This window comes from Sphingopyxis macrogoltabida (assembly GCF_001314325.1).
Classification (GTDB): domain Bacteria; phylum Pseudomonadota; class Alphaproteobacteria; order Sphingomonadales; family Sphingomonadaceae; genus Sphingopyxis; species Sphingopyxis macrogoltabida.
In genome coordinates this window covers 3,829,918-3,852,556 of record NZ_CP009429.1, presented here as the reverse complement: position 1 = coordinate 3,852,556, position 22,639 = coordinate 3,829,918, and the positions used below count along the sequence as shown (strand labels likewise).

29 protein-coding genes are annotated in these 22,639 nt (G+C 66.2%); 14 read left to right on the top strand and 15 right to left on the bottom strand.

The window, feature by feature from the left end:
• Window positions 1-12: 12 nt before the first annotated feature.
• From LH19_RS18665 to LH19_RS18635, 7 genes are read right to left on the bottom strand one after another with little or no spacing between them, the layout of a single operon-like run.
• Complete coding sequence (locus tag LH19_RS18665; RefSeq protein WP_054731224.1) at window positions 13-834, bottom strand: TrmH family RNA methyltransferase; 822 nt, start codon at window positions 832-834, stop codon at window positions 13-15.
• A 4-nt stretch (window positions 835-838) separates the two neighbouring features.
• Complete coding sequence (locus LH19_RS18660) at window positions 839-1,117, bottom strand: HPr family phosphocarrier protein (RefSeq protein ID WP_054731222.1); 279 nt, start codon at window positions 1,115-1,117, stop codon at window positions 839-841.
• On the bottom strand, window positions 1,117-1,518 hold the full coding sequence (locus tag LH19_RS18655) for a PTS sugar transporter subunit IIA (protein WP_054590355.1): 402 nt from the start codon (window positions 1,516-1,518) through the stop codon (window positions 1,117-1,119). Before LH19_RS18655 ends, LH19_RS18660 begins: the two co-directional genes overlap by 1 nt.
• A gap of 38 nt (window positions 1,519-1,556) precedes the next feature.
• Window positions 1,557-2,498, bottom strand: coding sequence for an RNase adapter RapZ (rapZ, locus tag LH19_RS18650; protein WP_054731221.1), 942 nt, complete (start codon window positions 2,496-2,498; stop codon window positions 1,557-1,559).
• Entirely contained in the window at window positions 2,495-2,938 is a 444-nt protein-coding gene (locus LH19_RS18645) for an HPr kinase/phosphorylase (protein WP_054731219.1), read from the bottom strand. The genes rapZ and LH19_RS18645 overlap by 4 nt, the downstream gene beginning before the upstream one ends.
• Window positions 2,939-2,991: 53 nt before the next feature.
• On the bottom strand, window positions 2,992-4,578 hold the full coding sequence (locus tag LH19_RS18640; RefSeq protein WP_054731217.1) for a sensor histidine kinase: 1,587 nt from the start codon (window positions 4,576-4,578) through the stop codon (window positions 2,992-2,994).
• The gene (locus tag LH19_RS18635) at window positions 4,568-5,278 is read right to left on the bottom strand and encodes a response regulator transcription factor (RefSeq protein ID WP_054589059.1); all 711 of its coding nucleotides are present in this window, start codon (window positions 5,276-5,278) and stop codon (window positions 4,568-4,570) included. The genes LH19_RS18640 and LH19_RS18635 overlap by 11 nt, the downstream gene beginning before the upstream one ends.
• Window positions 5,279-5,545: 267 nt before the next feature.
• Between LH19_RS18635 and LH19_RS18630 the strand changes: the two genes are divergently transcribed.
• A complete protein-coding gene (locus tag LH19_RS18630; RefSeq protein WP_054731216.1) occupies window positions 5,546-7,147 on the top strand; it encodes a phosphoenolpyruvate carboxykinase in 1,602 nt (533 codons plus the stop codon).
• Window positions 7,148-7,196: 49 nt separating this feature from the next.
• On the top strand, window positions 7,197-7,646 hold the full coding sequence (locus LH19_RS18625; protein ID WP_054731214.1) for a hypothetical protein: 450 nt from the start codon (window positions 7,197-7,199) through the stop codon (window positions 7,644-7,646).
• Here the strand turns inward: LH19_RS18625 and LH19_RS18620 are convergent.
• From LH19_RS18620 to LH19_RS18610, 3 genes are all read right to left on the bottom strand, one after another.
• Window positions 7,643-8,560, bottom strand: coding sequence for a DUF2268 domain-containing putative Zn-dependent protease (locus LH19_RS18620; protein WP_082395895.1), 918 nt, complete (start codon window positions 8,558-8,560; stop codon window positions 7,643-7,645). The two genes, LH19_RS18625 and LH19_RS18620, sit on opposite strands and share 4 nt — an antisense overlap.
• Window positions 8,557-10,332, bottom strand: a complete 1,776-nt coding sequence (locus tag LH19_RS18615) for a DUF885 domain-containing protein (protein WP_407696743.1) — start codon at window positions 10,330-10,332, stop codon at window positions 8,557-8,559. The genes LH19_RS18620 and LH19_RS18615 overlap by 4 nt, the downstream gene beginning before the upstream one ends.
• A 203-nt stretch (window positions 10,333-10,535) precedes the next feature.
• Entirely contained in the window at window positions 10,536-10,955 is a 420-nt protein-coding gene (locus tag LH19_RS18610; protein ID WP_054731212.1) for a DUF3597 domain-containing protein, read from the bottom strand.
• A gap of 177 nt (window positions 10,956-11,132) precedes the next feature.
• On the opposite strand from LH19_RS18610, the gene LH19_RS18605 reads away from it, so the two are divergent.
• The gene (locus LH19_RS18605; protein ID WP_054731210.1) at window positions 11,133-11,723 is read left to right on the top strand and encodes a DUF937 domain-containing protein; all 591 of its coding nucleotides are present in this window, start codon (window positions 11,133-11,135) and stop codon (window positions 11,721-11,723) included.
• 32 nt (window positions 11,724-11,755) lie between these two features.
• Here the strand turns inward: LH19_RS18605 and LH19_RS18600 are convergent, their stop codons facing one another.
• The 3 genes from LH19_RS18600 to rplU all read right to left on the bottom strand — a co-directional run bounded on the left by LH19_RS18600 (window position 11,756) and on the right by rplU (window position 13,392).
• Entirely contained in the window at window positions 11,756-12,352 is a 597-nt protein-coding gene (locus LH19_RS18600) for a GNAT family N-acetyltransferase (RefSeq protein WP_054731208.1), read from the bottom strand.
• Window positions 12,353-12,590: 238 nt separating this feature from the next.
• A complete protein-coding gene (gene rpmA, locus LH19_RS18595) occupies window positions 12,591-12,860 on the bottom strand; it encodes a 50S ribosomal protein L27 (protein ID WP_054589052.1) in 270 nt (89 codons plus the stop codon).
• Window positions 12,861-12,906: 46 nt separating this feature from the next.
• Window positions 12,907-13,392 carry a 50S ribosomal protein L21 gene (rplU, locus tag LH19_RS18590; protein WP_054731206.1) on the bottom strand — a complete coding sequence of 162 codons (486 nt, stop codon included), beginning with the start codon at window positions 13,390-13,392 and terminating at the stop codon, window positions 12,907-12,909.
• A 227-nt stretch (window positions 13,393-13,619) separates the two neighbouring features.
• Here rplU and LH19_RS18585 point away from each other — a divergent pair, with 227 nt between their 5' ends.
• Window positions 13,620-14,141, top strand: coding sequence for a hypothetical protein (locus tag LH19_RS18585; RefSeq protein ID WP_054731204.1), 522 nt, complete (start codon window positions 13,620-13,622; stop codon window positions 14,139-14,141).
• Window positions 14,142-14,255: 114 nt separating this feature from the next.
• Here LH19_RS18585 and pspF read toward each other — a convergent pair whose 3' ends face one another.
• A complete protein-coding gene (gene pspF / locus LH19_RS18580; RefSeq protein ID WP_054731202.1) occupies window positions 14,256-15,281 on the bottom strand; it encodes a phage shock protein operon transcriptional activator in 1,026 nt (341 codons plus the stop codon).
• A gap of 177 nt (window positions 15,282-15,458) precedes the next feature.
• Between pspF and LH19_RS29665 the strand changes: the two genes are divergently transcribed.
• The 10 genes from LH19_RS29665 to LH19_RS18535 all read left to right on the top strand — a co-directional run bounded on the left by LH19_RS29665 (window position 15,459) and on the right by LH19_RS18535 (window position 19,068).
• On the top strand, window positions 15,459-15,590 hold the full coding sequence (locus LH19_RS29665) for a hypothetical protein (protein ID WP_257720436.1): 132 nt from the start codon (window positions 15,459-15,461) through the stop codon (window positions 15,588-15,590).
• A 105-nt stretch (window positions 15,591-15,695) separates the two neighbouring features.
• The gene (gene pspA / locus LH19_RS18575) at window positions 15,696-16,358 is read left to right on the top strand and encodes a phage shock protein PspA (RefSeq protein WP_054731200.1); all 663 of its coding nucleotides are present in this window, start codon (window positions 15,696-15,698) and stop codon (window positions 16,356-16,358) included.
• Window positions 16,359-16,370: 12 nt separating this feature from the next.
• Entirely contained in the window at window positions 16,371-16,646 is a 276-nt protein-coding gene (pspB, locus tag LH19_RS18570) for an envelope stress response membrane protein PspB (protein ID WP_054589047.1), read from the top strand.
• A gap of 1 nt (window position 16,647) precedes the next feature.
• Entirely contained in the window at window positions 16,648-17,028 is a 381-nt protein-coding gene (gene pspC, locus LH19_RS18565) for an envelope stress response membrane protein PspC (RefSeq protein WP_054731198.1), read from the top strand.
• Window positions 17,029-17,078: 50 nt separating this feature from the next.
• Window positions 17,079-17,378, top strand: coding sequence for a hypothetical protein (locus LH19_RS18560; RefSeq protein ID WP_054589045.1), 300 nt, complete (start codon window positions 17,079-17,081; stop codon window positions 17,376-17,378).
• Window positions 17,379-17,390: 12 nt separating this feature from the next.
• Window positions 17,391-17,708, top strand: coding sequence for a hypothetical protein (locus tag LH19_RS18555; protein WP_054731196.1), 318 nt, complete (start codon window positions 17,391-17,393; stop codon window positions 17,706-17,708).
• Between the two features lie 14 nt (window positions 17,709-17,722).
• Window positions 17,723-17,971 carry a hypothetical protein gene (locus LH19_RS18550; protein WP_054589043.1) on the top strand — a complete coding sequence of 83 codons (249 nt, stop codon included), beginning with the start codon at window positions 17,723-17,725 and terminating at the stop codon, window positions 17,969-17,971.
• 39 nt (window positions 17,972-18,010) lie between these two features.
• On the top strand, window positions 18,011-18,280 hold the full coding sequence (locus tag LH19_RS18545) for a hypothetical protein (protein ID WP_054589042.1): 270 nt from the start codon (window positions 18,011-18,013) through the stop codon (window positions 18,278-18,280).
• 26 nt (window positions 18,281-18,306) lie between these two features.
• Window positions 18,307-18,564, top strand: a complete 258-nt coding sequence (locus LH19_RS18540) for a hypothetical protein (protein WP_054589041.1) — start codon at window positions 18,307-18,309, stop codon at window positions 18,562-18,564.
• Between the two features lie 93 nt (window positions 18,565-18,657).
• Window positions 18,658-19,068, top strand: a complete 411-nt coding sequence (locus tag LH19_RS18535) for a SufE family protein (protein ID WP_054731194.1) — start codon at window positions 18,658-18,660, stop codon at window positions 19,066-19,068.
• Window positions 19,069-19,142: 74 nt separating this feature from the next.
• Here LH19_RS18535 and LH19_RS18530 read toward each other — a convergent pair whose 3' ends face one another.
• Window positions 19,143-22,571, bottom strand: coding sequence for a TonB-dependent receptor (locus LH19_RS18530; protein WP_054731192.1), 3,429 nt, complete (start codon window positions 22,569-22,571; stop codon window positions 19,143-19,145).
• Window positions 22,572-22,639: the final 68 nt, after the last annotated feature.

The following is a 22,639-nucleotide window of genomic DNA, read 5'->3' as shown; positions in this document are numbered from 1 at the left end:
CGGCGCGGCGCGCTATCGGTTCCGCTGCTGGTTCAGCACCTCATAGGCCATCACCGCCGCCGCCACCGCGGCATTCAGGCTGTCGGCCTTGCCCATCATCGGCATTTTCACCCGCACGTCGGCGGCGGCGGCATAGTCTGCCGGCATCCCCTGCGATTCATTGCCGATCAGGATGAAGGTCGGCGCGGCATAACGCACCGCCTGATAATCCTTCGTGTCGTCGCCGAGCCAGGTCGCGACCAGTTCGCCGCGCCCGGCGCGCAACCAGCCGAGGAATTCGTCCCATTCCGCCTGCACGAGGCGCTGGGTGAAGATCGCCCCCATGCTCGCGCGCACCGCTTCGACCGAATAGGGATCGGTGCTCTCGCCGAGCAGGATGAGCCCGCCGGCGCCGACCGCGTCGCCGGTGCGCAGCATCGTGCCGAGATTGCCGGGATCGCGCAGCCGCTCGGCGACCAGCCAGATCGGCGCGGCGTCGCGGTCGAGGTCGGCGAGCACCGTCTGCGGCTCGGCATAGATGCCGACGATCGTCTGGGCATTGTCCTTGCCCGACAGTTTGGAGAGGATCGCAGGCGTGGTGTCGATCACCTCGCCGCCCGCCGCGAGCGTTGCGTCGACGAGCGCCCTGGCAAGCGGATGCGCGGCGCCGTCGTCGGCCAGAAACAGCCATTGCGGCAGCACCCCGGCTTCGCGCGCTTCGGTCGCGATGCGCAGCCCTTCGGCAAGGAACAGGCCCTCGGCGCGGCGATGGCGTTTCTCGCGCAGCAACCGCATCCGCTTGACCAGCGGGTTCGACAGGCTTTCGATGCGGGACCGGCGGCCGGCGCTGGTCATCCCGTCAATCCTCGCCGAAGCTGTCCTTGACCAGCCCGACGAGCTTGAGCAGCGCGGCGTCGGCGCCGTCGCCCTTCGTATGGATGGTGATCGAATCGCCCTTCGCGGCGCCGAGCATCATCAGCCCCATGATCGAGGTGCCGTTGACGCGCGATCCGCCCTTTTCGACCTCGACCGACACGCTTTCGGGCAGGCGGCTGACGAAGGTCACGAACTTGGCGCTCGCGCGCGCGTGCAGGCCGCGCTGGTTGGTGATTTCGACCGTCTCGGAGACTTCCGCCATCATCCCACCCCCAGCATTTCGGATGCGACCGATATATATTTCTGGCCCGCTTCCTTTGCCGCGATCACCGCGGCGCGCAATTCCATCGTTTTGCGCGCGCTTTCCAGCCGGATCAGCATTGGCAGGTTGACCCCGGCGATCACCTCGGTCCGCCCGCTTTCGAGCAGGCTGATCGCAAGGTTCGAGGGCGTGCCCCCGAACAGGTCGGTCAGCATGATCACGCCGCGGCCCTCGTCGACGGTGCGGATCGCGTCGGCGATTTCCTTGCGCCGCATTTCCATATTGTCGTTGGGGCCGATGCACACCGTCGCGATCGCGCGTTGCGGGCCGACGACATGTTCCATCGCGGTGACCATTTCCTCGGCGAGTCGGCCGTGGGTCACAAGGACCATTCCCAGCAGCGGCAAGGCTTTATCGGTGGGCATTTAGTGCGAGACCCTCATGCTTTTCCGCCGCCGGGCGCGGAAGGCGCTGACGGGGGCCTGCCCTCAAGCCCATCTTGCGGGGCGGAGTCAAGATTGCGGTGGATCACCGTCAGCGCATGGCCCGCCTCGCGCAGCCTTTTGGCCACACGTTCGGCGACATGCACCGAGCGGTGGCGCCCGCCGGTGCATCCGAAGGCGACAGTGACATAGGATTTGCCCTCGGCGCGATAGCGCGGCAGCAGCGCGATGAGCAGCGCCTCGATCTGCGCAACCGTCGTTTCATAGGCCGGATCGGCAGCGATATAGGCCGATACGTCGGCATCGAGCCCGGTCCCCGGACGCAGCTTGGCATCCCAATGCGGATTGCGAAGGTACCGCATGTCGAACACCAGGTCGGCATTGCGCGGCAACCCGCGCGCGAAGCCGAAGCTCATGATATTGAGCACCGGTTCGTCCTGACCGGTATCGCCGAAGCGCTGGCGCACCTCCTGCTGCAAATCGTTGCTGCTGTAATTGGTCGTGTCGATGACATGCTCGGCCCAGCGGCGCAGTGATTCCATCATTTCGCGCTCGCGCGCGATGCCGTCGGCCGCCGGCCGGTCCTCGGCGAGCGGATGGCGGCGGCGGGTTTCGGAAAAACGCCGCTCCAGCTCGGCGCCGGCACAGTCGATGAACAATGTCTGGACGTCGCGCCCGCCGGCCTCGCGCAGCGACTTGATCTGCTTGACCAGCCGGTTCGGCTTGAACCCCCGGCTGCGGCTGTCGATGCCGACCGCGAGCGGGCGGCTCGCATTGCTACCTTTCGCGGGGGCGGCGATCAGGGCTTCGAGCAGCGACAGCGGCAGATTGTCGACGACCTCCCAGCCAAGGTCCTCGAGCACCTTTAGCACGGTCGACTTGCCCGCCCCCGACAGGCCGGTGACAAGCAGCAACCGCGGTTCGGCGGTCCGGCTCATCCCGCCACCAACGCGTCGAGCGCGAGCAGGATCTTGATCGGGGCCGATGTTTCGAACGCCGACAGGAGCAGCGAGGGCAGGGCGTGCCCCGCGACGATTTCGACTTGCCCCGCCGGCGGCATGCGCTCGTAGCGCTCGACCAGCCGCACTGCGAGCGCCAGGGGCACCGGGCCGGTCCACGGCTGTTCGACGATGCCGACGCCGCGGACCTCCAGCTTGCCGGCCAGATTTTCGGGCGGCTGGCACCATAGCCGGCCCCGTTCGAACCAGATGTCGCAGCGGTCGTCGGCGACCAGCCGCGCCCCGCGGTCGATCAGGCGCAGCGCCAGATCGGACTTGCCCTGACCCGACGCGCCGAGCAGCAGGACGCCGCGCTCGCCCGCCGCGACGCAGCTCGCATGAATATTCGATATCGGGGGGCTGGTCCGGCCGGAAAGCATGGCGCTGGCTTACCGGGGTGCGCCCGTGGCCGCAAGGCGGATGGCGCCTGCGCCTATCCCGTTTCGGCATTGCCCTCGCGCGCGGGCAGGGTGATCAGCAGGCTGGCGCCCTGCTTGCCGTCGTCGCGGTCGCGCGCCGCTACCGTACCGCCATGGCCTTCGATGATCGTGCGTGCGATCGCAAGGCCGAGGCCGCTGTGGCGGCCGAACGCCTCGCCGTCGGGGCGTTCGCTGTGGAAGCGGCGAAAGATCGCCTCGCGCTGCGCGGGTTCGATCCCCGGGCCATCGTCGTCGACGCGGACATGGACCTCGTCGCCCAGCCGGGTCGCGGCGATGCAGACCAGCCCGCCGGGCGGCGAAAAGCTGATCGCATTGTCGATCAGATTGTCGATCGCGCGTTCGAGCCGGTGGCCGTCGCCCATCACCGTCGCGGTGTCCTTGCGCGGGCGGGCAAAGGCGATGCGCGGCGCGTCCCCGCCGGCGCGCGCGGCGCGCCCGGCGAGCATCGATTCGATCATGATGCCGACATCGACGGGCTCGAACAGGGTGCGCGACAGTTGGGCGTCGACGCGGCTCGCCTCGCTGATGTCGTTCACCAGCCGGTCGAGCCGCCGCACATCCTCGTCGGCGATCGCCAGCAGTTGCGCGCGCTGCTCGTCGGTCCGGACCCGCCCCAGCCCCTCGATCGCCGAGCGCACCGAGGCGATCGGGTTCTTGAGTTCGTGCGTCACGTCGGCGGCGAAATGCTCGCCCGCGTCGATGCGTTCGCGCAAGGCTTGCGTCATGTCCGAAAGCGCACGCGCCAGCGTGCCGATCTCGTCGCGGCGGCTCGGCAGCCGGGGCACGACGACTTCACGCGCGCGGCCGAGCCGGACGCGCACTGCGGCGCGTGCGAGCTTGCGCAGGGGACGGACGATCGTGCGGGCAAGGAACAGCGACAGCAGCACCGATGTGAGCAATACTACGGCGACGACGACCGCGAGGCGGAAGCGTTCGGCGCGCACCGTCCGCGTGATGTCGCGTGCGTTCAGCGTCATCAGCATCGTCTGCGGCGTTTCGAGGTCGACGATCCGCGCCGAGCTCAACAAAGGCGTGCGTTCGGGTGCATAGCGGAAACGGCTCGTTGCCAGCCCGCTATGCTGGGTTTCGATGACTTCGGGCCATGCCGACGCGCGGTCGATCTTCGGTTCCTCGAATTCGGGATAGGAGGGCGCGCCGACGATCCAGTCGATGCCGCGGTCCATCGCGCGCGCCGCATCGCGCTTCCACGGCTGGAGGTCGGGGTCGCGCAGCGTGTAGGTCGGCGGCGCGGTGCGGAAACTGTCGGCGATGAGCCGCCCGTCGGGGGCATAAAAGCGCAGCCGCGATTCGGTGGCGCGGGTGAATTCGCCGATCAGCCGCTCGCGCTGGTCGGGGCGCGCCGCCTCGAGCGCTGCGTCGAGCATTTCGAGCTTTTCTTCCATCACCCCGATCCGCGTGTCGACGAGCCGCGAGCGATAGGTGTCGAGATAATAGAAACCGCCTGCGAGCAGCGCGACGGCAAGGATGTTGACCGCAAGGATGCGCGCGGTCAGCGACCAGCGCGCCGACCAGACAAGCGGCGCTTCCTCCTGCTCGACGGCGGATACTTTAGCTGTCATCGGAAAAGCGGTATCCCGCCCCGTAAAGCGTCGCGATGGCGTCGAAATCGGGGTCGACCTCGCGGAACTTGCGGCGCAGCCGCTTGATGTGGCTGTCGATGGTGCGGTCGTCGATATAGACGTCGTCCTGATAGGCGGCGTCCATCAACTGGTTGCGGCTGCGCACGATCCCGGGACGCGAGGCGAGCGTTTCGAGGATCAGGAATTCGGTGACCGTCAGCGTTACATCCTTACCGTCCCACAGCACCTTGTGGCGCGCCGGGTCCATCTGCAGCCGCCCGCGGGTGATCGGCTCGGCGACGGGCTCGTCGTCCTCGCTCGGCGGTGCGCGATTGAGTTCGACGCGGCGCAGGATCGCCCGGATGCGCGCGATGACCAGCCGCTGCGAAAAGGGTTTGGCGATATAGTCGTCGGCCCCCATCGCCAGCCCCAGCGCCTCGTCGATCTCGTCATCCTTGCTGGTCAGGAAGATGACGGGAAGCTGGCTCTTCTCGCGGAGCCGGCGCAGCAGTTCGAGTCCGTCCATCCGCGGCATCTTGACGTCGAAGACGGCCAGGTCGGGCGGATTGTCGATCAGCGGCTTCAGCGCCGCCTCGCCGTCCGAATAGACGCGCGTGACAAAGCCTTCGGCTTGCAGCGCGATCGACAGGGATTGCAGGATGTTGCGGTCGTCGTCGACCAGCGCGATGGTTGCCGTCATGCTCTTTCCATTGGGCGGACCGCAGCAATTAGCCCATCCGCCGCCCAGCGACAACCGGGCAGGGGGAGTGGGCGGATGAGGCCAACGGGCGATCCCGATGTACCCCTAAATCTTTTGACCTCGACCCCCATCATCGCTAACGCGGCCGGGATTTACGGAATCGGCGTCACGTCGGCACCCATTGCGATGCGGGCCCAGACCCTGCGGCTTGGCATCGGCTGCATACCTATGCAAAGGTGCGCGCGGGACAGAGGAAAGGCGAAACAAATGACCAAGGTGGTGATCGGCGATCAGGCCGTCGAGACGCAGGCGGATGTCGCCGAAAACTGGGGCACGGCCCAGCTCGTCGAAGACGCGATCCGCAACGGCGAAGGCCGACTCGCCAAGGACGGCCCGCTCGTCGTCGCGACCGGCAAGCACACCGGCCGCAGCGCCAAGGACAAGTTCATCGTCCAGGACGACGAGACGCGCGACACCATCTGGTGGGGCAAGACCAACGTCCCGATGACCCCCGATCATTTCGCGGCCTTGAAGGCCGATTTCTTCGCGCACCTCGCCGAGCGCCCGCGCCTCTATCGCCAGCAGCTCTTCGGCGGCTCGCAGCCCGAGCACCGCGTCGGGGTGCAGGTCATCACCGAATTTGCCTGGCACAGCCAGTTCATCCGCACCTTGCTCTGCCGTCCGACCGACGCGGAGCTCGCGGCGTTCGCGGCCGAATATACGATCATCGACCTGCCGAGCTTCCGCGCTGACCCGGCGAAGCATGGCTCGCGCACCGAAACGGTGATCGCGGTCAACTTCACCGAGAAACTGATCCTGATCGGCGGCACACAGTACGCCGGCGAGATGAAGAAGTCGGTGTTCGGCATCCTCAACTATCTGCTCCCCGTGAAGGGCGTGATGCCGATGCACTGCTCGGCGAATATCGGCGCCAAGGGCGACACGGCGGTCTTCTTCGGCCTCAGCGGCACCGGCAAGACGACCTTGTCGGCCGACGCCTCGCGCACGCTGATCGGCGACGACGAGCATGGCTGGTCGGACACCGCGGTCTTCAACTTCGAGGGTGGCTGCTACGCCAAGATGATCCGGCTTTCCCCGGAAGCCGAGCCCGAGATTTTCGCGACGACCAAGCGCTTCGGCACGGTGCTCGAAAATGTCGTGATGGACGCCGAGACGCGCGAACTCGACTTCGACGACGCGACCCTCGCCGAGAACAGCCGCGGCAGCTACCCGATCGATTTCATTCCGAACACCTCGGAACAGAATATGGGTCCGGTGCCGCAGAACATCATCATGCTCACCGCCGATGCCTATGGCGTGCTGCCCCCGATCGCGAAGCTGACCCCCGACCAGGCGATGTATCACTTCCTCTCGGGCTACACCGCGCGCGTCGCCGGCACCGAAATCGGCGTCACCGAACCCGAGGCGACCTTCTCGACCTGCTTCGGCGCACCCTTCATGCCGCGCCACCCGTCGGTCTATGGTAACCTGCTGAAGGAACGCATTGCCAGGGGCGGCGTCCAGTGCTGGCTGGTCAACACCGGCTGGACCGGCGGCATGGCGACGATGGACGGCATCAAGCGCATGCCGATCAAGGCGACCCGCGCGCTGCTCAACGCGGCGCTCGACGGCAGCCTCAATGATGCCGAATTCCGCAAGGACCCGAACTTCGGCTTCATGGTTCCCGTCGCGGTGCCCGGCGTCGATTCGGCGCTGCTCGATCCGCGCGAGGCCTGGGCCGACAAGGCGGCCTATGACCGCACGGCGCAAACGCTCGTCGGCCAGTTCATCGACAATTTCGAGCAATTTGCCGAGCATGTCGACGAAGGCGTCCGCCAGGCAGCCCCGCAGGCGGCCGTCGCAGCCTGATTGACCCGGATCGCTTCCGGGTGCTCATTCACCCGGAAGGACCGGACCAATGACCACCGATTGCAGCCCGCGCCTGTTCGAGCGCGACGAAGACATCCGCGCGATCGGCACTGGCCTGCTCGCGCGCACCCTGCCGCGCGCGGCGTGGACGCACGAAGCGCATCTCGGCGCCTGCCTCTGGCTCGTCAGCGAACGCCCCGACATCGATGTCGATGCCGAGATCGCGGGCGTAATCGGCCGCTATAACGAGAGCGTCGGCGGCGTGAACGACGACCGCCAAGGCTATCACGACAGCATCACCCGCGCCTATGTCGCGGGGGTGCGGCTGTTTCTTGCCGAAACGACGGAGACCGGATTGGCGGCGCGCGTGAATGCGATGCTGCTCTCCGACGTCGGTCGCCGCGACTGGCCCTTGCGTTTCTACAGCCGCGACCTGCTCTTTTCGGTCGCGGCGCGGCGCGGCTTCGTCGAACCCGATCTCGCGCCGCTGCCAGCCTAGCGCGCAACTGCGGGTTGCCACCCGCTCGCGGCAAGGAAAGCGGCGGGATCGCGCATTTCGATGATCGCCTTGATCGCCGCCTTCTTGTCGGGGGTCCGATCATAATAGCTTTTGGCGACGCGATAGCCCGCCCAATAGCCAAGGTCGCCCGGCCAGCCGTCGCTGCCCTGCTGGTTGTAGAGCCAACGCGATCCGATCGCCTTCGCATCCTTGTCGGCGAGGAAGGCGGGTTCGAGTTCTGCCTCGCGTCCCGCCGCCCATTGGTGGAGCAGCGGATAGGCGACCGATCCGGTCATCTGTTCGGCGACGAACTCGGCCGCTCCCTCGACCAGCGCGGCGTGGAGCACAGTGTCGTCCTCGCTTTCGACCTGCGCGAGCGGCTGCTGGGCGTGGACATATTCGTGCGCGATGATGTGGACGAAGCGGTCCTCGTCGTCGGCCTCGATGAACTTCGCCATGCACAGCGTTTCGAGCCCGATGTAGAGCCCCTTGGCGTTCGCGGTCCCGGCGGTTGTGCCGCGCCCGATCGCGATGGTGATCGGCGGGAATTTCGCCGCCGGGTAGAGCTCCGCCAGCCGGTCGGTCGCAGCGATCAGCCGCGTCCGGACCTTGCCGAGTTTCGCCGCACATCCGCGTGCGTCCTTGAAGACCTGCGGCTTGTCGCGCAGCGCCGCGGCCAGCTTTTCGGGCGTGATCCGGCGCAGCGCCATGAACTCGACCAACCCCGGCGAAGGGTCGGCGAGATAGCGCGCTGCCAGCCGGTCGGGGTCGGCGGCCAGCGCCGGATCGTCATAGAGCGTATAGAAGCGGTCGACATCCGACGTCACGATCGCGACGCGCGGCGCTGCTTCGGCCGCCTGGGCGGCATTGCCCGACAGCAGCGCCGCCAGCGCGGCCGCAATCGGCCGGATCACGCCTTCACCCCGCCTTTCGCGATATATTCGTCGACATTTTTGGCGAGCACGTCGAGCGGCACATTGCCGCCGTCGACGACGACATTGTCGAAATCGCGCAGGTCGTATTTCGCGCCCAGCGCCGTCTGCGCGCGGCCGCGCTGGCGGACGATCTCGCTGTGCCCGACCTTGTATCCGCACGCCTGTCCGACCCAGCTGCAGTAACGATCGACCTCGCTCGCGACCTCGAGCGGGTTCGAGCCATTCTCCCTGACGAAGAATTCGACACCCTGCTCGCGCGTCCAGCGCTTGGCGTGGATGCCGGTGTCGACGACGAGGCGACAGGCGCGGAAGGCCAGCGACTGCAGATAACCGAGGCGACCAACCTCGAAATCGTCGTAGAGGCCCAGTTCGTCGGCAAGCTGTTCGGCATAGAGCCCCCAGCCTTCCGAATAGGCGTTGAACGCCAGCATCGTGCGGATGAGCGGCATCTTGTTCGCATATTCGCCCTGCCAGGCATGGCCGGGGATCGCCTCGTGCATCGTGAGGTCGGGAAGCGAATATTTGCTGTGCAGTTCGGTGGTGCGCAGGTTGATCCAGAAGCGCCCCGGAATGCTGCCGTCGATCGATCCCGCGCCGCCATAGGCGGCGGGCGCGCCGGGCTCTTCGGCGAGCGGCAGCCGCTTCACTTCGACATTGCCCTTGCCCAGCGTGCGGAAAGCGCGCGGCAGTTCGGCGCGGATCTTGCCGAGCCAGGTCTGGATATAGGCGACGATCTCGGCGCGGCCCGCGTCATTGTCGGGGAATTTATATTTGGGGTCCTTGGCGAGCGCGTTCATCCGGTCGCCGACCGATCCCTCACTATAGCCGATCTTCTTCAGGATCGGATCCATCCGCCCGTGGAGCTCGGCGAGTTCGGCGCGGCCCATCGCGTGGACCTCGTCGGGGGTCATCCGCGTCGTCGTCGAGGCGCGTAGCGCCCAGGCATAGAATTCGTCGCCGCCCGGACGTGCCCACATGCCGGCGTCCATCACCGCCTTCGGCCGCTGCGCCTTCAGTTCGGCGAGCTGGCGTTCGAGCGCCGCGGCGACCGGGCCCTCGACGATCTTTGCCGACCGGGCGTTCCAGTCGCCGGCGATCTTCGCTTCGCCGGCGCGGCGAACGAGGCTTTCGACCATCGACCCGCCCGCCTTCGCGTCGGCGAGGCTCGCTTCCATCTGCTTCACGGCTTTGTCGATCAGGAAAGCGGGGGCGACCAGCCCCTGTCCGCCCGCGGCCTTCAGCCGTTCGGTCTCGCCGTCGAGGACGCCCGGAAAAGCGTTGAGGCGCGCGAGATAGGCTTCGGCGTCGGCGGCGCTCTTCACCGGATGGTCGCTGTCGAGGAACTTCGGCACGTCGAGATAGGCACCGACATTCTGGATCACGACATAAGGCGTGTTGCGCCAGCCGCCGACCGCGACGTCGCCATAGGGCTGGGCAAAGCCGTCGAGCGCGACGCCATAGGCGCTTTCGACGACCGCAAGGCTGGTCCGCGTCGCATGGTCGAGCCCGCCGGTGTCGATAGCGCGGACGCGCGCGAGGTCGGCCTTCAGCGTCGCGGCGAGCGCCTGCTGCCCCGCGGGCGACCGGTCGCCGAGCTGCCCGCGCATCGCGGCGCGGTCGCCGGTGTCGATGCCGAGCGAGGTTGCTCCCTCGGGCGAATGGGCGAGCAGATTGTCAGCCACCGAATCGAGCAGCTTTTGGGCGTCGTTTTTCGGCGCGGCGGTCTCCAGCGCCGCGGCCGGGCCAGTCATGACCAGTCCCGCGGCGCCCGCGCCAAGGCCGGCAAGCGTGTGGCGGCGGCTGATCGGGGTGGAAAGTCTGTCGTACACCTGGCGCTCCCTTGCGACTTTGTTTCTTCTGAAACCTGTCTAGGCACGCTCGCGCGCCGGTCAACGAAAAGGGGCCGGGAAGCGCAAGGCTTGCCCGACCCCTGTCGAAAATTATGGGCCGTTGATCAGTCGGTGAGGTCGGCGGGCACCCGGCCGCCGTTGGCCGCGAGTTCGCGCATCACCGCCTTGTGCAGCCAGATGTTCATCTCGGCGCTGCCGTTGAGTTCGCCCGTATAACCGAGTTCCTGCGCGAGCGCCTTGCGGTTGTCGAGGCTCGGGTCGATGCCGAGCAGCTTCATCAGATCGACGATCGAAGTACGCCAGTTGAGCGGCTGGCCGGCATTGGCGGCCTCCGCCGACAGGATCGCTTCGACATCGACTTCGCTGATCGGGGCGGGCGCCGCCGCTGCCGAAGCCATCGCGCTCGTTGCCGCGTCGAGCGCCGCGCCGACCGAACCGGCCGCCGGCGTCGCGGGGGCGGCGGGCTCGGCAGCCTGCGCCTTCTTGCCGAAAATCGCGTCCTTGATCTTGCCGAAAATGCTCATCGATTTGCTCCCACTGGATGATGCGGCCCGCCCCGGGCGGGGCGAGTCGTATGGCCGCAGGCTAGGACTATGCCTCTGGAAATGACAGCCAAATGAACGGCTCGCCGTCCGCCCGCGCGCTGCTATACTAACCCGCATCGGCCCGGTTCGATCCGTGCCAAAGTGGGAGACCCGATCATGAACCTCACCGACATATTGCAGCAGGCCGGCGGCATCGAATCGATGGCCAGCGAACTCGGCGTGCCGCCCGCGATGGCGCGGCAAGGCGCCGAGGCTTTGCTCCCCGCGATCCTCGGCGGCTTCAAGAAACAGGCGCAATCGGCCGGCATCGAGGGGCTCGGCGGCCTGCTCGGCCAGCTCGGCGGCGGCGGCCTGCTCGACTCGGTGCTGGGGTCGCAGCCGACCCCGGTCGACCAAGGCAATGACGTGCTCGGGCAGATTTTCGGGTCGAAGGACGTCAGCCGCACCGTCGCCGGGCAGGCGGCGGCGCAGACCGGGCTCGATTCGGGGCTGCTCAAGCAGATGCTGCCGATTCTCGCGATGATGGTCGCGGGCTATATGGCCAAGCAGGGCGGCCAGTCGGGTGGCGGCGGCGGCCTCGGCGACCTGATCGGCAATGTGCTCGGCGGCGCGGTCGGTGGCGGCGCGGCGCCGTCGGCAGGCGGCCTCGGCGGGAGTCTCGGCGGTCTGGGCAAAATGCTCGACATGGATGGCGACGGCAACCCGCTCGACGACATCATGGGCATGGTGAACAAGATGCGCGGTTGAGCCGCTCCCCTCCCGCTGGCGGGAGGGGATAATCAGGCCGCCATCAACCGGATATCCTCGCGGAAATCTTCCTCGATGGTGACGCGGCCGCGCATGGGGGTGACGGCATTGCTGCCGTCACCATCGCCTTCCTCGAACAGCGCGCATGCCGCATTGCCGCCGCGCGCCAGGCTGTAGCGCTGCGCGACCTTGCCGGTCGGCCGGAAGCCAAGCTTGCGCAGCACGGCGCCGGAGGCCGGATTGTCGACGAAATGCCCCGCCGACAGCTTCGGCAGGTTCATCGCCCGCGCGATGCGGACGAGCTGGCGGCCGGCCTCGGTCGCGAAGCCGAGCCCCCAATAGGGCCGTGCGATCCAGTAACCCATTTCGAGGCCGTCCTCAGCGCTCGGCGAAATGCCGCAGCCGCCGACAAGGCGCGGGGCGCCGCCGGTGCGGGCGAAGATCAGGAACCGCGGCTGGTCGGGATCGATCGGCTGGCCGAGGAATTCCCGGGCCTGCGTTTCGTCATAAGGCCAGGGCGCGGTCGCGAGATTGCGGACCACCGCTTCCTCGCCGATCGCCTTTGCGAGCGCGGGGGCGTCTTCCAGCCAGCCGGGCCGCAGCAACAGTCTTTCGGTACGCGCGAACATCTTTTCAAACTCCCAGTGCCTGTCGCCTTGGCGCCAGATGGTGACGCTTTGACGACAATCGATAGAGAGGGAGATGGAACGCCCTGTTTTCAGGTCTGAAATCCGGCGCGGCAGAGCCGGGACAAGAAAAAAGGGAGCACGGGGTGACCCGTCTCCCTCTTTTCGAACCTTGTTTCCGCTGGGCGGAAAGGACAGCTCCGGGTCATCCCTTGGATGGACGACCCGTCAGCGATCGTCCTTATTCGGCGGCTTCGGCCATCATGTCGACCGATACATATTTGCGGCCGAGCTTGCCGTCGTGGAATCGGACGCGGCCGTCGGCGGTGGCGAACAGCGTGTGATCCTTGCCGATGCCGACGTTGACGCCCGGGTACACCTTGGTGCCGCGCTGGCGCACGATAATGTTGCCGCCGATCACTTCCTGACCGCCGAACTTCTTCACGCCAAGGCGACGGCCGGCTGAGTCGCGACCGTTGCGCGAAGAACCGCCTGCTTTCTTATGTGCCATGACCTAAACTCCTTGTTTCGCTTGGGGCCGAGCTGCGTTGCCGCGCTCAGGCTTCCTTCTTGGGGGCCGCTTTCTTGGCGGCGGGCTTCTTTTCGGCGGGCGCCTTTTCAGCGGCTTCGGCCTTGGGGGCGGCGGCCTTCTTGGGCGCGGCTTCCGTCTTCGGAGCGTCCGCGGCGGGAGCGGCCTTGGCCTCTTCCTTCGGGGCGGCTTCCTTCTTCGGTGCGGCCTTCTTGGCTTCGCCGACGGCAAGGATGCGCAGCAGCGTCAGCGACTGGCGGTGACCGTTGCGGCGGCGGTAGTTGTGCCGGCGGCGCTTCTTGAAGACGATGACCTTTTCGCCGCGCGTCTGGGCAATGATCTCGGCGGAAACCGTCAGACCTTTGGCGTCCTTCACTTCGCCGCCGTCACCGGCCAGCAGGACGTCGCCCAGCGACACGGTGTCGCCAGCTTCGCCGTCGATCTTTTCAACGGCGATCTTGTCTCCAGCGGCGACGCGATACTGCTTGCCGCCCGTGCGCACGATTGCGAACATGGTCTTCCATCCAATCAGAAACTAAAACACCCGCGCTGCCAGTCACCCGCCGAAGCAGGCGATTTTTCCGGCATGCGGGAAAGTCAGCGCCACTAACGTCCCAGTGCGCCGCTGTCAACCGCATATTTCCGCGCTTTTTGCGGTTTTGCGGCGGCCGGTGCGATCACGGTGGCTGCGCGGCGATTCGCCCTTGCTGCCCGGACCGCCCGCCCATATCAGGAGCGATTATGAAGCGCGCCCTTCTTTTGCTGATTTTTGCAATGCCGGCATCGCTGTCGCTCGCGGCCTGCGCCGCGGCGCAGCAGACGCAGGCGCCGTCGCTCGCCAAGCGGCCGATCGAGGGGCGGTTCGACGTTGCCCCGCCGGCTATCGTGATTCCGCCGCCGGGGCCGCTGCCATCCGATCTCGCCGGGCGCCTCGCGCGCTGGGAAGCCGATGCGGCCAGCGGACAACAGGCCTTTGCCGCCGAACGCGACGCGACCGCGGCGCTCGTCGCGGCCGCCGCCGGTGCGCCGGTCGCCAGCGAGCGCTGGGTCGTCGCGCAACAGGCGATCTCGCGCCTCACCGCGGCGCGAGCGCCGCTGTCGGGAGCGCTTGCCGACATCGACCGGCTCTATATCGAACGCACCGTCGACGAAGCGGTCGACGGCTTGCCCGACATTTACGCGCTGCGCGACCGCATCGCCGAAATGGAGTCGGCGCAGGATGCGATCTTGCAGGCGCTGAGCGCGGCATTGCCCGGGCAGTAATTGCCGGGCCGCCAAGGTGTACGTCGCCCCCGCGCAGGCGGGGGCCGTTGGCGTTTTACGGGACATGGCACGTGAGGCCGATAGCGGCCCCCGCCTGCGCGGGGGCGACGGCATTTACTGATTCAAGCCGTGCTTCTTCAGCGCATGGCGAATCTGGTCATAGCTGAGCCCCAAGGCTTCGGCCGCGACCTTCTGGTTGAAACGGCACCGCGCCATCGTGTCCGACAGGATCTGCTTTTCATAGGCATCGACCGCCCCGCGCAAATCGCTGACCGGGCCCGACGGCGGCGACGCGGCAGGGGCGGGCGATTCGGCGGGCGAAGACGGCGCGGCCGCAGCCTTCGCCGCCGCGCGATGCACCGGCTGCCACGGGCTGGCAAAGGGATCGAAGCTCAGCGCATCGACAGGCTTTTCGGGCTCGTGCCAGCGATAGATGGCGCGCTCGATGACGTTCCTCAGTTCGCGGACATTGCCGGGCCAGTCGTGCCCTTCCATCTGCGCGAGCGCGCGCGGGCCGAAGCCCGGCCATTCCTCCCAGCCGACCACCGCCGCCATGCGCTGGCCGAAGTAAGTGGCGAGCACCTCGATATCGCCTTCGCGCGCGCGCAAGGGGGGCAGGGTGATCACCTCGAACGACAGCCGGTCGAGCAGGTCGGCGCGAAAGCGATTCTCGTCGACCAGCGCCGGCAGATGCTCATTGGTCGCCGCGACGATTCGTACGTCGACGCGGATCGGGCGCGACGAGCCGACGCGGGTCACCTCGCCATATTCGACCGCGCGCAGCAGCCGCTCTTGCGCCCCCATCGACATCGTCGCCAGCTCGTCGAGGAACAAAGTACCGCCATCGGCCTCCTCGAAGCGCCCGGCGCGCGTCCGCGTCGCGCCGGTGAAGGCGCCAGCTTCGTGCCCGAACAGTTCGGATTCGATCAGCGTCTCGGGCATCGCGGCGCAGTTCATGATCACATAGGGGCGATCCCATCGCGCCGACAGCCGGTGCAGACGTTCGGCGATCAGTTCCTTGCCCGTCCCGCGCTCGCCGATCACCAGCACCGGGCGGTCGAGGGTCGCGGCCTGGCTGGCGCGCTCGACCGCGTCCTGGAAGGCGGCCGATTGGCCGATGAACTGCGTTTCGCGCTCCATTCCCAATGATTGGCAAAATTTCCCGCTGATTGGCAAGGGAAATTCGCCAAAATGGGCAATTCAGTGTGAAGTTCGGCTATTTTCTGCGGTTCGCGCCAATTGGCACGGCCTCTGCATAGAATATGACGAACCGGCGCAACATGCACCGGTGCAGCAAGAGCCAAGGAAGATCGAACCATGAAGATGATGTTTGCCCATGCCGCCACTTTCGCGTTCAGCGCGGTCGGAGCGCTGGCCATCCTCGTCGGGGTGATCGATCAGCCGCAGGTCGCCGCTGCAACAACCCCGGCGGTCAGCCTCACGGCCTGACCGGCACCGGTGCCGGGGCACTCTCCCCCCTTGCCCCGCTCCGGCACCGGCATTTTTTACGCAGACAACCAACAAGGTCTCAAGATTTTCGACAGGAGTTTCCCGATGGGTATTTTTTCACGCACCCGCGACATCATTGCCGCCAACGTCACCGACCTGCTCGACCGGGCCGAAGATCCCGAAAAGATGATCCGCCAGATCATCTTCGAGATGAACGAAACGCTCGTCGAAGTCCGCGCTTCCGCCGCCCGCACGATCGCGGACCAGAAGGAAATGCGCCGCCACATCGCCAAGCTCGAAAGCCTGCAGGACAGCTGGAAGGAAAAGGCCGAACTCGCGCTGTCGAAGGACCGCGAAGACCTCGCCACCGCCGCGCTCGTCGAAAAGCAGAAGGCCGGCGACATGGCCGAGAAGCTGAAGGCCGAAATCGCCGTCCTCGACGACGCGCTCAAAGGCTATGAAGCCGACATCGCCAAGCTGCAGAAGAAGCTCAGCGAAGCCCGCGCCCGCCAGTCGAGCGTCGTCAACCGCCTCGAAAGCGCCGAAAACCGCTACAAGCTGCGCGAGATGACCAACGGCGACCGCGTCGAAGACGCCTTCTCGCGCTTCGAGATTCTCGAACGCCGCGTCGACGAAGCCGAAGGCCGCGCCGATGCGCTCGGTCTCGGCTACAAGAAGTCGCTCGACGAAGAGATCGCCGAACTGCAGGCGGCGGACAAGGTTGCCGACGAGCTCGCTGCGCTGAAGGCCGCGCAGGGCAAGAATTAAGGAGCCGGACCGATGGAAGAAATCATCATCGTCCCGATCGTCATCGGCACGCTCTTCCTCGGTCTGCCCTGGCTGATCCTCCACTACATCACCAAGTGGAAACAGGCCAAGACGCTGACCGGAGAAGACGAACAGCTCCTCGACGAACTTTACGATACGGCTCGGAGGCTCGAGAATCGTCTTCATACCGTGGAACGCATTATAAGCGCCGACCATCCCGATTTCCGCCCCGCGGTGCGCAGCGATGAGGATCTGGCGCAGCTTGAGAATATGAGCAGGAGGAACTGAAATGTCTGCCAGCCGCACCAAATTCTATCTCGACAAGCAGAACGCCAAATGGAGCGGCGTGTGCGCCGGGATCGCGGACTATAGCGGGATCGACGTGCTCTGGGTCCGCGTCGGCGCGGTGCTGCTGACGCTGATGGGCGGCTTTCCCTGGACGCTGATCGCCTATTGGATGGTCGCCTGGATGGGAACGCCGAAGCCCTTCGCGCTCTATGGCTCGAACGAGGAAGCGAAATTCTGGCAGGGGGTTCGCTCGAACCCCAGCGCCTCGACCCGCGACATCCGCTCGCGCTTCCGCGACATCGATCGCCGGCTTGCCGACATCGAACTCTATTACACCAGCCACAACCGCCGCCTCGCCGACGAGATCGACGCGCTCCGTTAATCCGGGCGCCGATCGGGCAGGGACGGGCAGCGGCAACAGGGAGAAGACAGATGAATTTCGGTGGTACCGGGTTTGTCCTCGCCATCATCGCATTGTCGATCGGCGGCTGGATGTTCACCACCTGGATCCGCGCCAAGCATGGCTATCCGGTCGAGAATGAATGGGGTGGCACGGTTCATCGAACCGACCCCGACGCTGATCGAAAAATCAAGCTCTTGACCGACGACAATGCCAAGCTCGCCAGCCAGATCGGCCGGCTCGAAGAGCGGATTTCGGTGCTCGAACGCATCGCAACCGAAAATCACGGTCAGGCCGCGCAGCTCGCGGACCAGATCGACCGTCTGCGCTAAAAGGGAAATATCATGAACCTCGATGCCCTCAATGTCCTTGCCCCCGTCGCCGCGATCGTCGGCCTGGCCGGGGTGGCGGGATGGGTCTTCACCACCTGGCTCCGCGTCAAGAACGGCTATCCGCTCGAAAACAGCTGGGGCAAGGCCGTCTATCCGAAGACCAGCGACGAGGCGATGGAGCGGGTCAAGCTCATCAGCCAGGAAAATGCCCAGCTTCGCGCCGAACTCGGTTCGGTGAAGGACCGGCTCGCGGTGGTCGAACGGATCGTCACCGACGAAAGCCACCGCGTCGCCAGCGAGATCGAGGCGCTGCGGCGCCCCGCGAATTGATCGGGAGATAGACCATGGGTGACACCATCTGGATTCTCGTACCGCTTGCGCCCTTCCTGCTCGCCGGCTTCATCTTCTGGTCGAAGCATCAGCAGAAGATGATCGAGGTGCAGGCCGCGGCGACCGCCGAAAAGGCGGCCCAATATGCCGCGGCGACCGAACGGCTGGAGGCGCGCGTCCGGGTGCTCGAACGCATCGCCACCGATCGCGGCGTCGATGTCGCCGAAGAGATCGAAAAGCTGCGCGACGCGCCGCTGAACTGAAACGACAGACAACAACGATAAGAAGGAAAGGATCCTCCCATGAACCCCTTTGAAATGGTGATCGGCATCGTCCTCATCGTGACGATCGGCAGCATCATTCGCGCGAAATACGGCGTGCGCCGCGACCACCGCGGCGGGGAATATTTCGTCGGCAATCAGAATCAGGATGCCGAAACCAAGGCGTTGCAGGCCGAAATCCGCGCCCTGAAGGAGCGGATCCAGGTGCTCGAACGCATCGCCACCGACCATAACCGCGCCGCGACGCTCGACGAAGAGATCGAGCGGCTGCGCGACCGTTCACACCCCTGATCCCGTGACGAAGAAGGAGCCGACCCATGGCCACCATCATCGCTTCCGAACTCGGTGCCAACCTGCTGGTCGCGACCGTCGCGCTGGCTGCGCTCACCATCATCAGCCTCGTCGCGCTGCGCGGCTGGCGTGACTGGATCGCGCTGAAGCGCGACGAACTCGCCGCCGGTCACAGCATGCCGCAGGACCCCGCCGTCCCGCATGCCGGGTCGCGGATCGAGATCGCCGACCTTAAGGAACGGCTGCGCAAGCTCGAAGCCATCGCGGCCGGCGTCGACCTGTAACGGTCCGCCCCGCACCGATCCGCGTCGCCCCCTTCCCTTGCTGGGGCGACGCGGGACTTTCGCCGCGGCGACAAATCTGCCACTGGCGCTGCGATGCGCAGCCTCTCCGACATTTTCGACGAATATGACTTTCTCGACGGCGACGACCGCTATCGCCTGCTGATCGAACTCGGGCGCACCCTCGAGGCGATGCCCGACGCGCTCAAGACCGACGCGACGCTGGTGCGCGGTTGTTCGGCGAGCGTCTGGGTCTATCCGGTGCCGCAGGACGACGGCCGCCTTCATTTCCTCGCCGACAGCAATGCCGCGATCACCAAGGGTATCGTCGCGCTGGTGCTGGCGGCGGTGCAGGACCGGCCGGCGGCCGAGGTCGCCGCGATGGATGTCGCCGCCGCGCTCGCCCCCTTCGACCTGACGCGCCAGCTCTCGTCGAACCGCACGCAGGGCGTCCCCAATATGATTGCGCTCGTTCAGGATACCGCGCGCCGCCTCACGGCGGGCTGATCGCCCGTTTTGGCAGACAAAAAGGGCGCGGAAGTTTCCTTCCGCGCCCGATGCTGCGCCGCGAGCGGCGGTGATCAGAATTCGTACGACACGCCGATCTTCAGGCGCCACACCGACGACGACACGTTGATCTGGTTATCGTCGTTAAAGGCATCGACGCCGTTGAAGCCGCTGATGATATACTGACCCGTCGCCGTATCGACGCCCCCGGTCGCGATGTCCTGCAGCCCCGCGAAGTTGCGGCGCTTCTGGACGTTCCAGTCGCTGTCGAGGAAGTTCAGGAAATTGTCCATCGTGGCATAGAGCTTGATCTTGTCCTGCTTGCCGAACAGGCGGCCAGGCCCCGGGAGCTCCTGCGAGAAGCTGAGGTCGAGATCGAAATACCAGTCGTTCGAGCAGCTGTTGCGCGGGATCGTGCGGCCGAGATATTTCTTGGCGCAGCCGAGGCCGCTGGTGAAGGCGACCAGTTCGCGCACCGCATCCATGTTCGACGCGGCCGAGATATTCGGATCGTCGATGCCCGTGGGCAGATACAGCAGCGCGTTTTCGAAGCCCGAGGCGCTGTCGTTGAACACCCCGCCGCCGGTGAAGGTCAGGCTGTACGGGCGGCCCGACCGCGCGACGAAGGTCATGCCGAAGCGCGTCGACAGATCCGGGAAAAACTCCTCGCGGAACGAGAGGTTCGCCGAGATATTGTGCTTGCTGCTATAGAAGCCGCGCGATGCCGCGGGGTTCTGGCGGTCGAACGCGGCGACGAGGTCATAGTTCGACCCGGCCGTCGAGTTGTACATGCTCCGGCGATCCTGCGCGTCGGTGTAGCTGTAGCCGAGACTGAAATCGACCGAGCCGTTTTCGGTGAACAGCCCGCCGCCGAAGGTCTTCGACAGGATCACCGACGCGATGTGGCTGCGGAAACCCGGGCCGTTGGTCAGCTGCAGTTCGTCGTCGCGGCCGGTGTCGAAGCAGACGGCGTTGACATTTTCCCAGACCGGAGCGGGGTTGAGCCCGACCAGCTGGGCGGTACAGCCCGCGTTGTTGGCATCGATCGCGCGATAGATCGGGCGACCGTCGACGGTGTAGCCGTCGATGCCGAGCGCCGGGTTCACCGTCTGCGACAGATCGACCAGCGTGAACGGATTGCGATATTTGCTGTAGATATAGTCGAGGTTCAGGTTCCAGCCGCTGAAGAAGCCCGACGGTGCGAAGTTCAGCTCCGACGTGAAGCCGATATTGGCGCGCAGCACCGACGGCATCCGGATATTCGGGCTGATCGACTGCGTATCACCGCGGCCGGCCGCGGCGTTGGCCGAGGCCGACTCCTGGAAGCAGCCGGGGACGCCGGTGAACTGGCCGCCCGTGACGACGTCGATCGGGTCGGTGCCGCAGGCGGCATCGGTCGTCGTGCCGGTGGCGAAGCCGCGGCCGTCGTTCTGGAAGGCGTTGCCGAACCAGACGAGCGGGTCGCCGCCCGAGAAGATGCCGACGCCGGCGGTCAGCTTCGGCCGGCCGAACACCGCGAAATCGTCCATGTCATAGGTCAGCGCGAAGCGCGGCATGACGATCGGGTCGAGGTTGCTGAATCCGGTCGTGTTCGGGAAGTCATAGCGCTGGAGGAACAGGGGGTTGAGCCTTGGCTGGCCGCCCGAATACCAGTCGGCGCGGACGCCGACGACGGCGTTCAGCCGGTCGCTGATTTCCCAGTCGTCCTGCGCGAAGATCGAGAAGGTCGTGCGCTTGAACGCCGCCGCGGCGTCGCGGACGTCGCCGGTGGCGGTGAAATTGCCCTCGGCACCGACCGAGTCGCCGAGCCCGATCTGCTCGGCGGTGGGATTGGTGAGCGTGCCGCCGTTCAAAATCCCTTCGCGCAGCGCGTCGACATCCTGGAAGTACAGCGTTCCGGTCGCATTCTGGACGAACAGGTTGAACAGGTCGGCGCGGTTCATTTCGAACCCGACCTTCAACTGGTGCGCGCCCTTGTCGAGCTTGGCGACGGCGCGGAAGGCATCGACCTTGGTGCGCAGGTCGTTGGCGGCGCGCGAAAAGCCCGGACCGGCGAGCACCTGCCCATAGATTGCGTCATCGCCTTCGCCCTGGGTGACGCCGACGATGATGCGCGGGATCGGGTTGTCCGACTGCGCTTCGCCGCCGCCGATCGGGTCTTGGCGGTCGGTGACCTTCGAATGCGAATAGCGCAATTCGGTCGAGAATTCGTCCGACCACTGCGAATAGAGGCGCGCCGAATAATAGTCCGACTTGGTGCCGCTTAGGTAGAAGGTGTTGAGGCCGGTGACGCGGGGGTTGCTCGCCGTGGTGCTGAAATCGTCGGCGCGCGTCGTGGCTTCCTCGAGCCGCTGATAGGTCAGTTCGAGGCGGTGGTCGTCGTTGACCTGCCAGTCGAGGCGGCCGAAATAGCGGTCGTTCTCATAGGGGCGGCTGCGGACCAGCGGGCCGGTCTCGATACCGTAAACGCTGCTCAGAACGTCCGAAATTTCGTTGAAGGCATCGACCGGCACACCCGCCAGCTCGTTGGGATAGCCCGCGCCGGCCGGACCGTCGTCCTGCGACTGACCCGCTTCCTGATGCTCATAGGCGCCGAAGAAGAACAGGCGATCCTTGATGATCGGGCCGCTCAGCCAGGCACCCCAGCGCTTTTCGGCTTCGATCGGCGCGACGGGTTCGCCCTTGACCTTGTCGCCGCGCATGCCGTTGTCGGCATATTCGAAAAAGCCCCCGAAATGATAATCGTTGGTGCCCGATTTGGTGACGACGTTGATCGCGCAGCCGGTGAAGGCGCCGTAATCGACGTCGAACGGGGCGAACTGGACCTGCGTTTCGCGCACCGCGTCATAGGGGATGGGGGTCGAACTGCGCGACGAGAAACCCGTGTCGTTGAGGCCGTAGATGTCGCCCTGGCTGATGCCGTCGACGGTGAAGGCGTTGCCGCGGTCGTTGCCGCCGAGGCACGAGATGCGGTCGACGCCCGAGCCGCCGTCGTCGCGGTCGAGGCTGACGCGCGGGTCGAGGCGGATGATGTCGCGGACGTCGCGATTGAAGGACGGTGCTGCGGTCAGGATCTCGGTCGAGAAGCTGGTGCCGGGACCGACCTCGAGCTGCGTGACGCGGACGCGGCTGCCGGTGACGACGATCTCGCCGCCGCCCGAGGTGAGCGAGAAGGCAAGGTCGGTGCTGCCCTGCAGCGTGGTGTAGATGTTCTGGAGGGTCTGGCCCTCGAACGCTTCGGCGGTGACCGACACCGTGTAGGGACCGCCCGTCGTCAGGCCGGAGGTGTTGAAGCGGCCGTCGGCGCCGGTCGTCAGCGTACGTGCGGCACCCGTGCGGGTGTCGGTGACGACGACGGTCGCACCGCCGATCGCGGCGCCGCTGTCGTCGCTGACCTGGCCCTGGATGCCGGTCGTGATCTGCTGGGCCTGGGCGGGGGCGGCAAGCGCGGTCGCGGCGCCGATCGCCATCAGGCTCGCGGCGATCGAATAACGGAGTTTCATGTCACAATGTCCCTTATTGCATTGGGCAGGCGCGCAAATATGGGGGGATGCGCTTCACCTGCGAGCGC

Coding starts and splice junctions, on each gene's coding strand:
- pspC (WP_054731198.1), top strand. CDS start 16,648: ATGTCTGCCAGCCGCACCAAATTCTATCTCGACAAGCAGAACGCCAAA.
- rpmA (WP_054589052.1), bottom strand. CDS start 12,860: ATGGCACATAAGAAAGCAGGCGGTTCTTCGCGCAACGGTCGCGACTCA.
- LH19_RS18630 (WP_054731216.1), top strand. CDS start 5,546: ATGACCAAGGTGGTGATCGGCGATCAGGCCGTCGAGACGCAGGCGGAT.
- LH19_RS18645 (WP_054731219.1), bottom strand. CDS start 2,938: ATGCTTTCCGGCCGGACCAGCCCCCCGATATCGAATATTCATGCGAGC.
- LH19_RS18535 (WP_054731194.1), top strand. CDS start 18,658: ATGCGCAGCCTCTCCGACATTTTCGACGAATATGACTTTCTCGACGGC.
- LH19_RS18665 (WP_054731224.1), bottom strand. CDS start 834: ATGACCAGCGCCGGCCGCCGGTCCCGCATCGAAAGCCTGTCGAACCCG.
- LH19_RS18640 (WP_054731217.1), bottom strand. CDS start 4,578: ATGACAGCTAAAGTATCCGCCGTCGAGCAGGAGGAAGCGCCGCTTGTC.
- LH19_RS18635 (WP_054589059.1), bottom strand. CDS start 5,278: ATGACGGCAACCATCGCGCTGGTCGACGACGACCGCAACATCCTGCAA.
- LH19_RS18660 (WP_054731222.1), bottom strand. CDS start 1,117: ATGGCGGAAGTCTCCGAGACGGTCGAAATCACCAACCAGCGCGGCCTG.
- LH19_RS18610 (WP_054731212.1), bottom strand. CDS start 10,955: ATGAGCATTTTCGGCAAGATCAAGGACGCGATTTTCGGCAAGAAGGCG.
- pspB (WP_054589047.1), top strand. CDS start 16,371: ATGGAAGAAATCATCATCGTCCCGATCGTCATCGGCACGCTCTTCCTC.
- LH19_RS29665 (WP_257720436.1), top strand. CDS start 15,459: ATGAAGATGATGTTTGCCCATGCCGCCACTTTCGCGTTCAGCGCGGTC.
- LH19_RS18540 (WP_054589041.1), top strand. CDS start 18,307: ATGGCCACCATCATCGCTTCCGAACTCGGTGCCAACCTGCTGGTCGCG.
- LH19_RS18530 (WP_054731192.1), bottom strand. CDS start 22,571: ATGAAACTCCGTTATTCGATCGCCGCGAGCCTGATGGCGATCGGCGCC.
- LH19_RS18550 (WP_054589043.1), top strand. CDS start 17,723: ATGGGTGACACCATCTGGATTCTCGTACCGCTTGCGCCCTTCCTGCTC.
- rplU (WP_054731206.1), bottom strand. CDS start 13,392: ATGTTCGCAATCGTGCGCACGGGCGGCAAGCAGTATCGCGTCGCCGCT.
- rapZ (WP_054731221.1), bottom strand. CDS start 2,498: ATGAGCCGGACCGCCGAACCGCGGTTGCTGCTTGTCACCGGCCTGTCG.
- LH19_RS18600 (WP_054731208.1), bottom strand. CDS start 12,352: ATGTTCGCGCGTACCGAAAGACTGTTGCTGCGGCCCGGCTGGCTGGAA.
- LH19_RS18615 (WP_407696743.1), bottom strand. CDS start 10,332: ATGACTGGCCCGGCCGCGGCGCTGGAGACCGCCGCGCCGAAAAACGAC.
- LH19_RS18605 (WP_054731210.1), top strand. CDS start 11,133: ATGAACCTCACCGACATATTGCAGCAGGCCGGCGGCATCGAATCGATG.
- LH19_RS18560 (WP_054589045.1), top strand. CDS start 17,079: ATGAATTTCGGTGGTACCGGGTTTGTCCTCGCCATCATCGCATTGTCG.
- pspF (WP_054731202.1), bottom strand. CDS start 15,281: ATGGAGCGCGAAACGCAGTTCATCGGCCAATCGGCCGCCTTCCAGGAC.
- LH19_RS18545 (WP_054589042.1), top strand. CDS start 18,011: ATGAACCCCTTTGAAATGGTGATCGGCATCGTCCTCATCGTGACGATC.
- LH19_RS18585 (WP_054731204.1), top strand. CDS start 13,620: ATGAAGCGCGCCCTTCTTTTGCTGATTTTTGCAATGCCGGCATCGCTG.
- LH19_RS18625 (WP_054731214.1), top strand. CDS start 7,197: ATGACCACCGATTGCAGCCCGCGCCTGTTCGAGCGCGACGAAGACATC.
- LH19_RS18555 (WP_054731196.1), top strand. CDS start 17,391: ATGAACCTCGATGCCCTCAATGTCCTTGCCCCCGTCGCCGCGATCGTC.
- pspA (WP_054731200.1), top strand. CDS start 15,696: ATGGGTATTTTTTCACGCACCCGCGACATCATTGCCGCCAACGTCACC.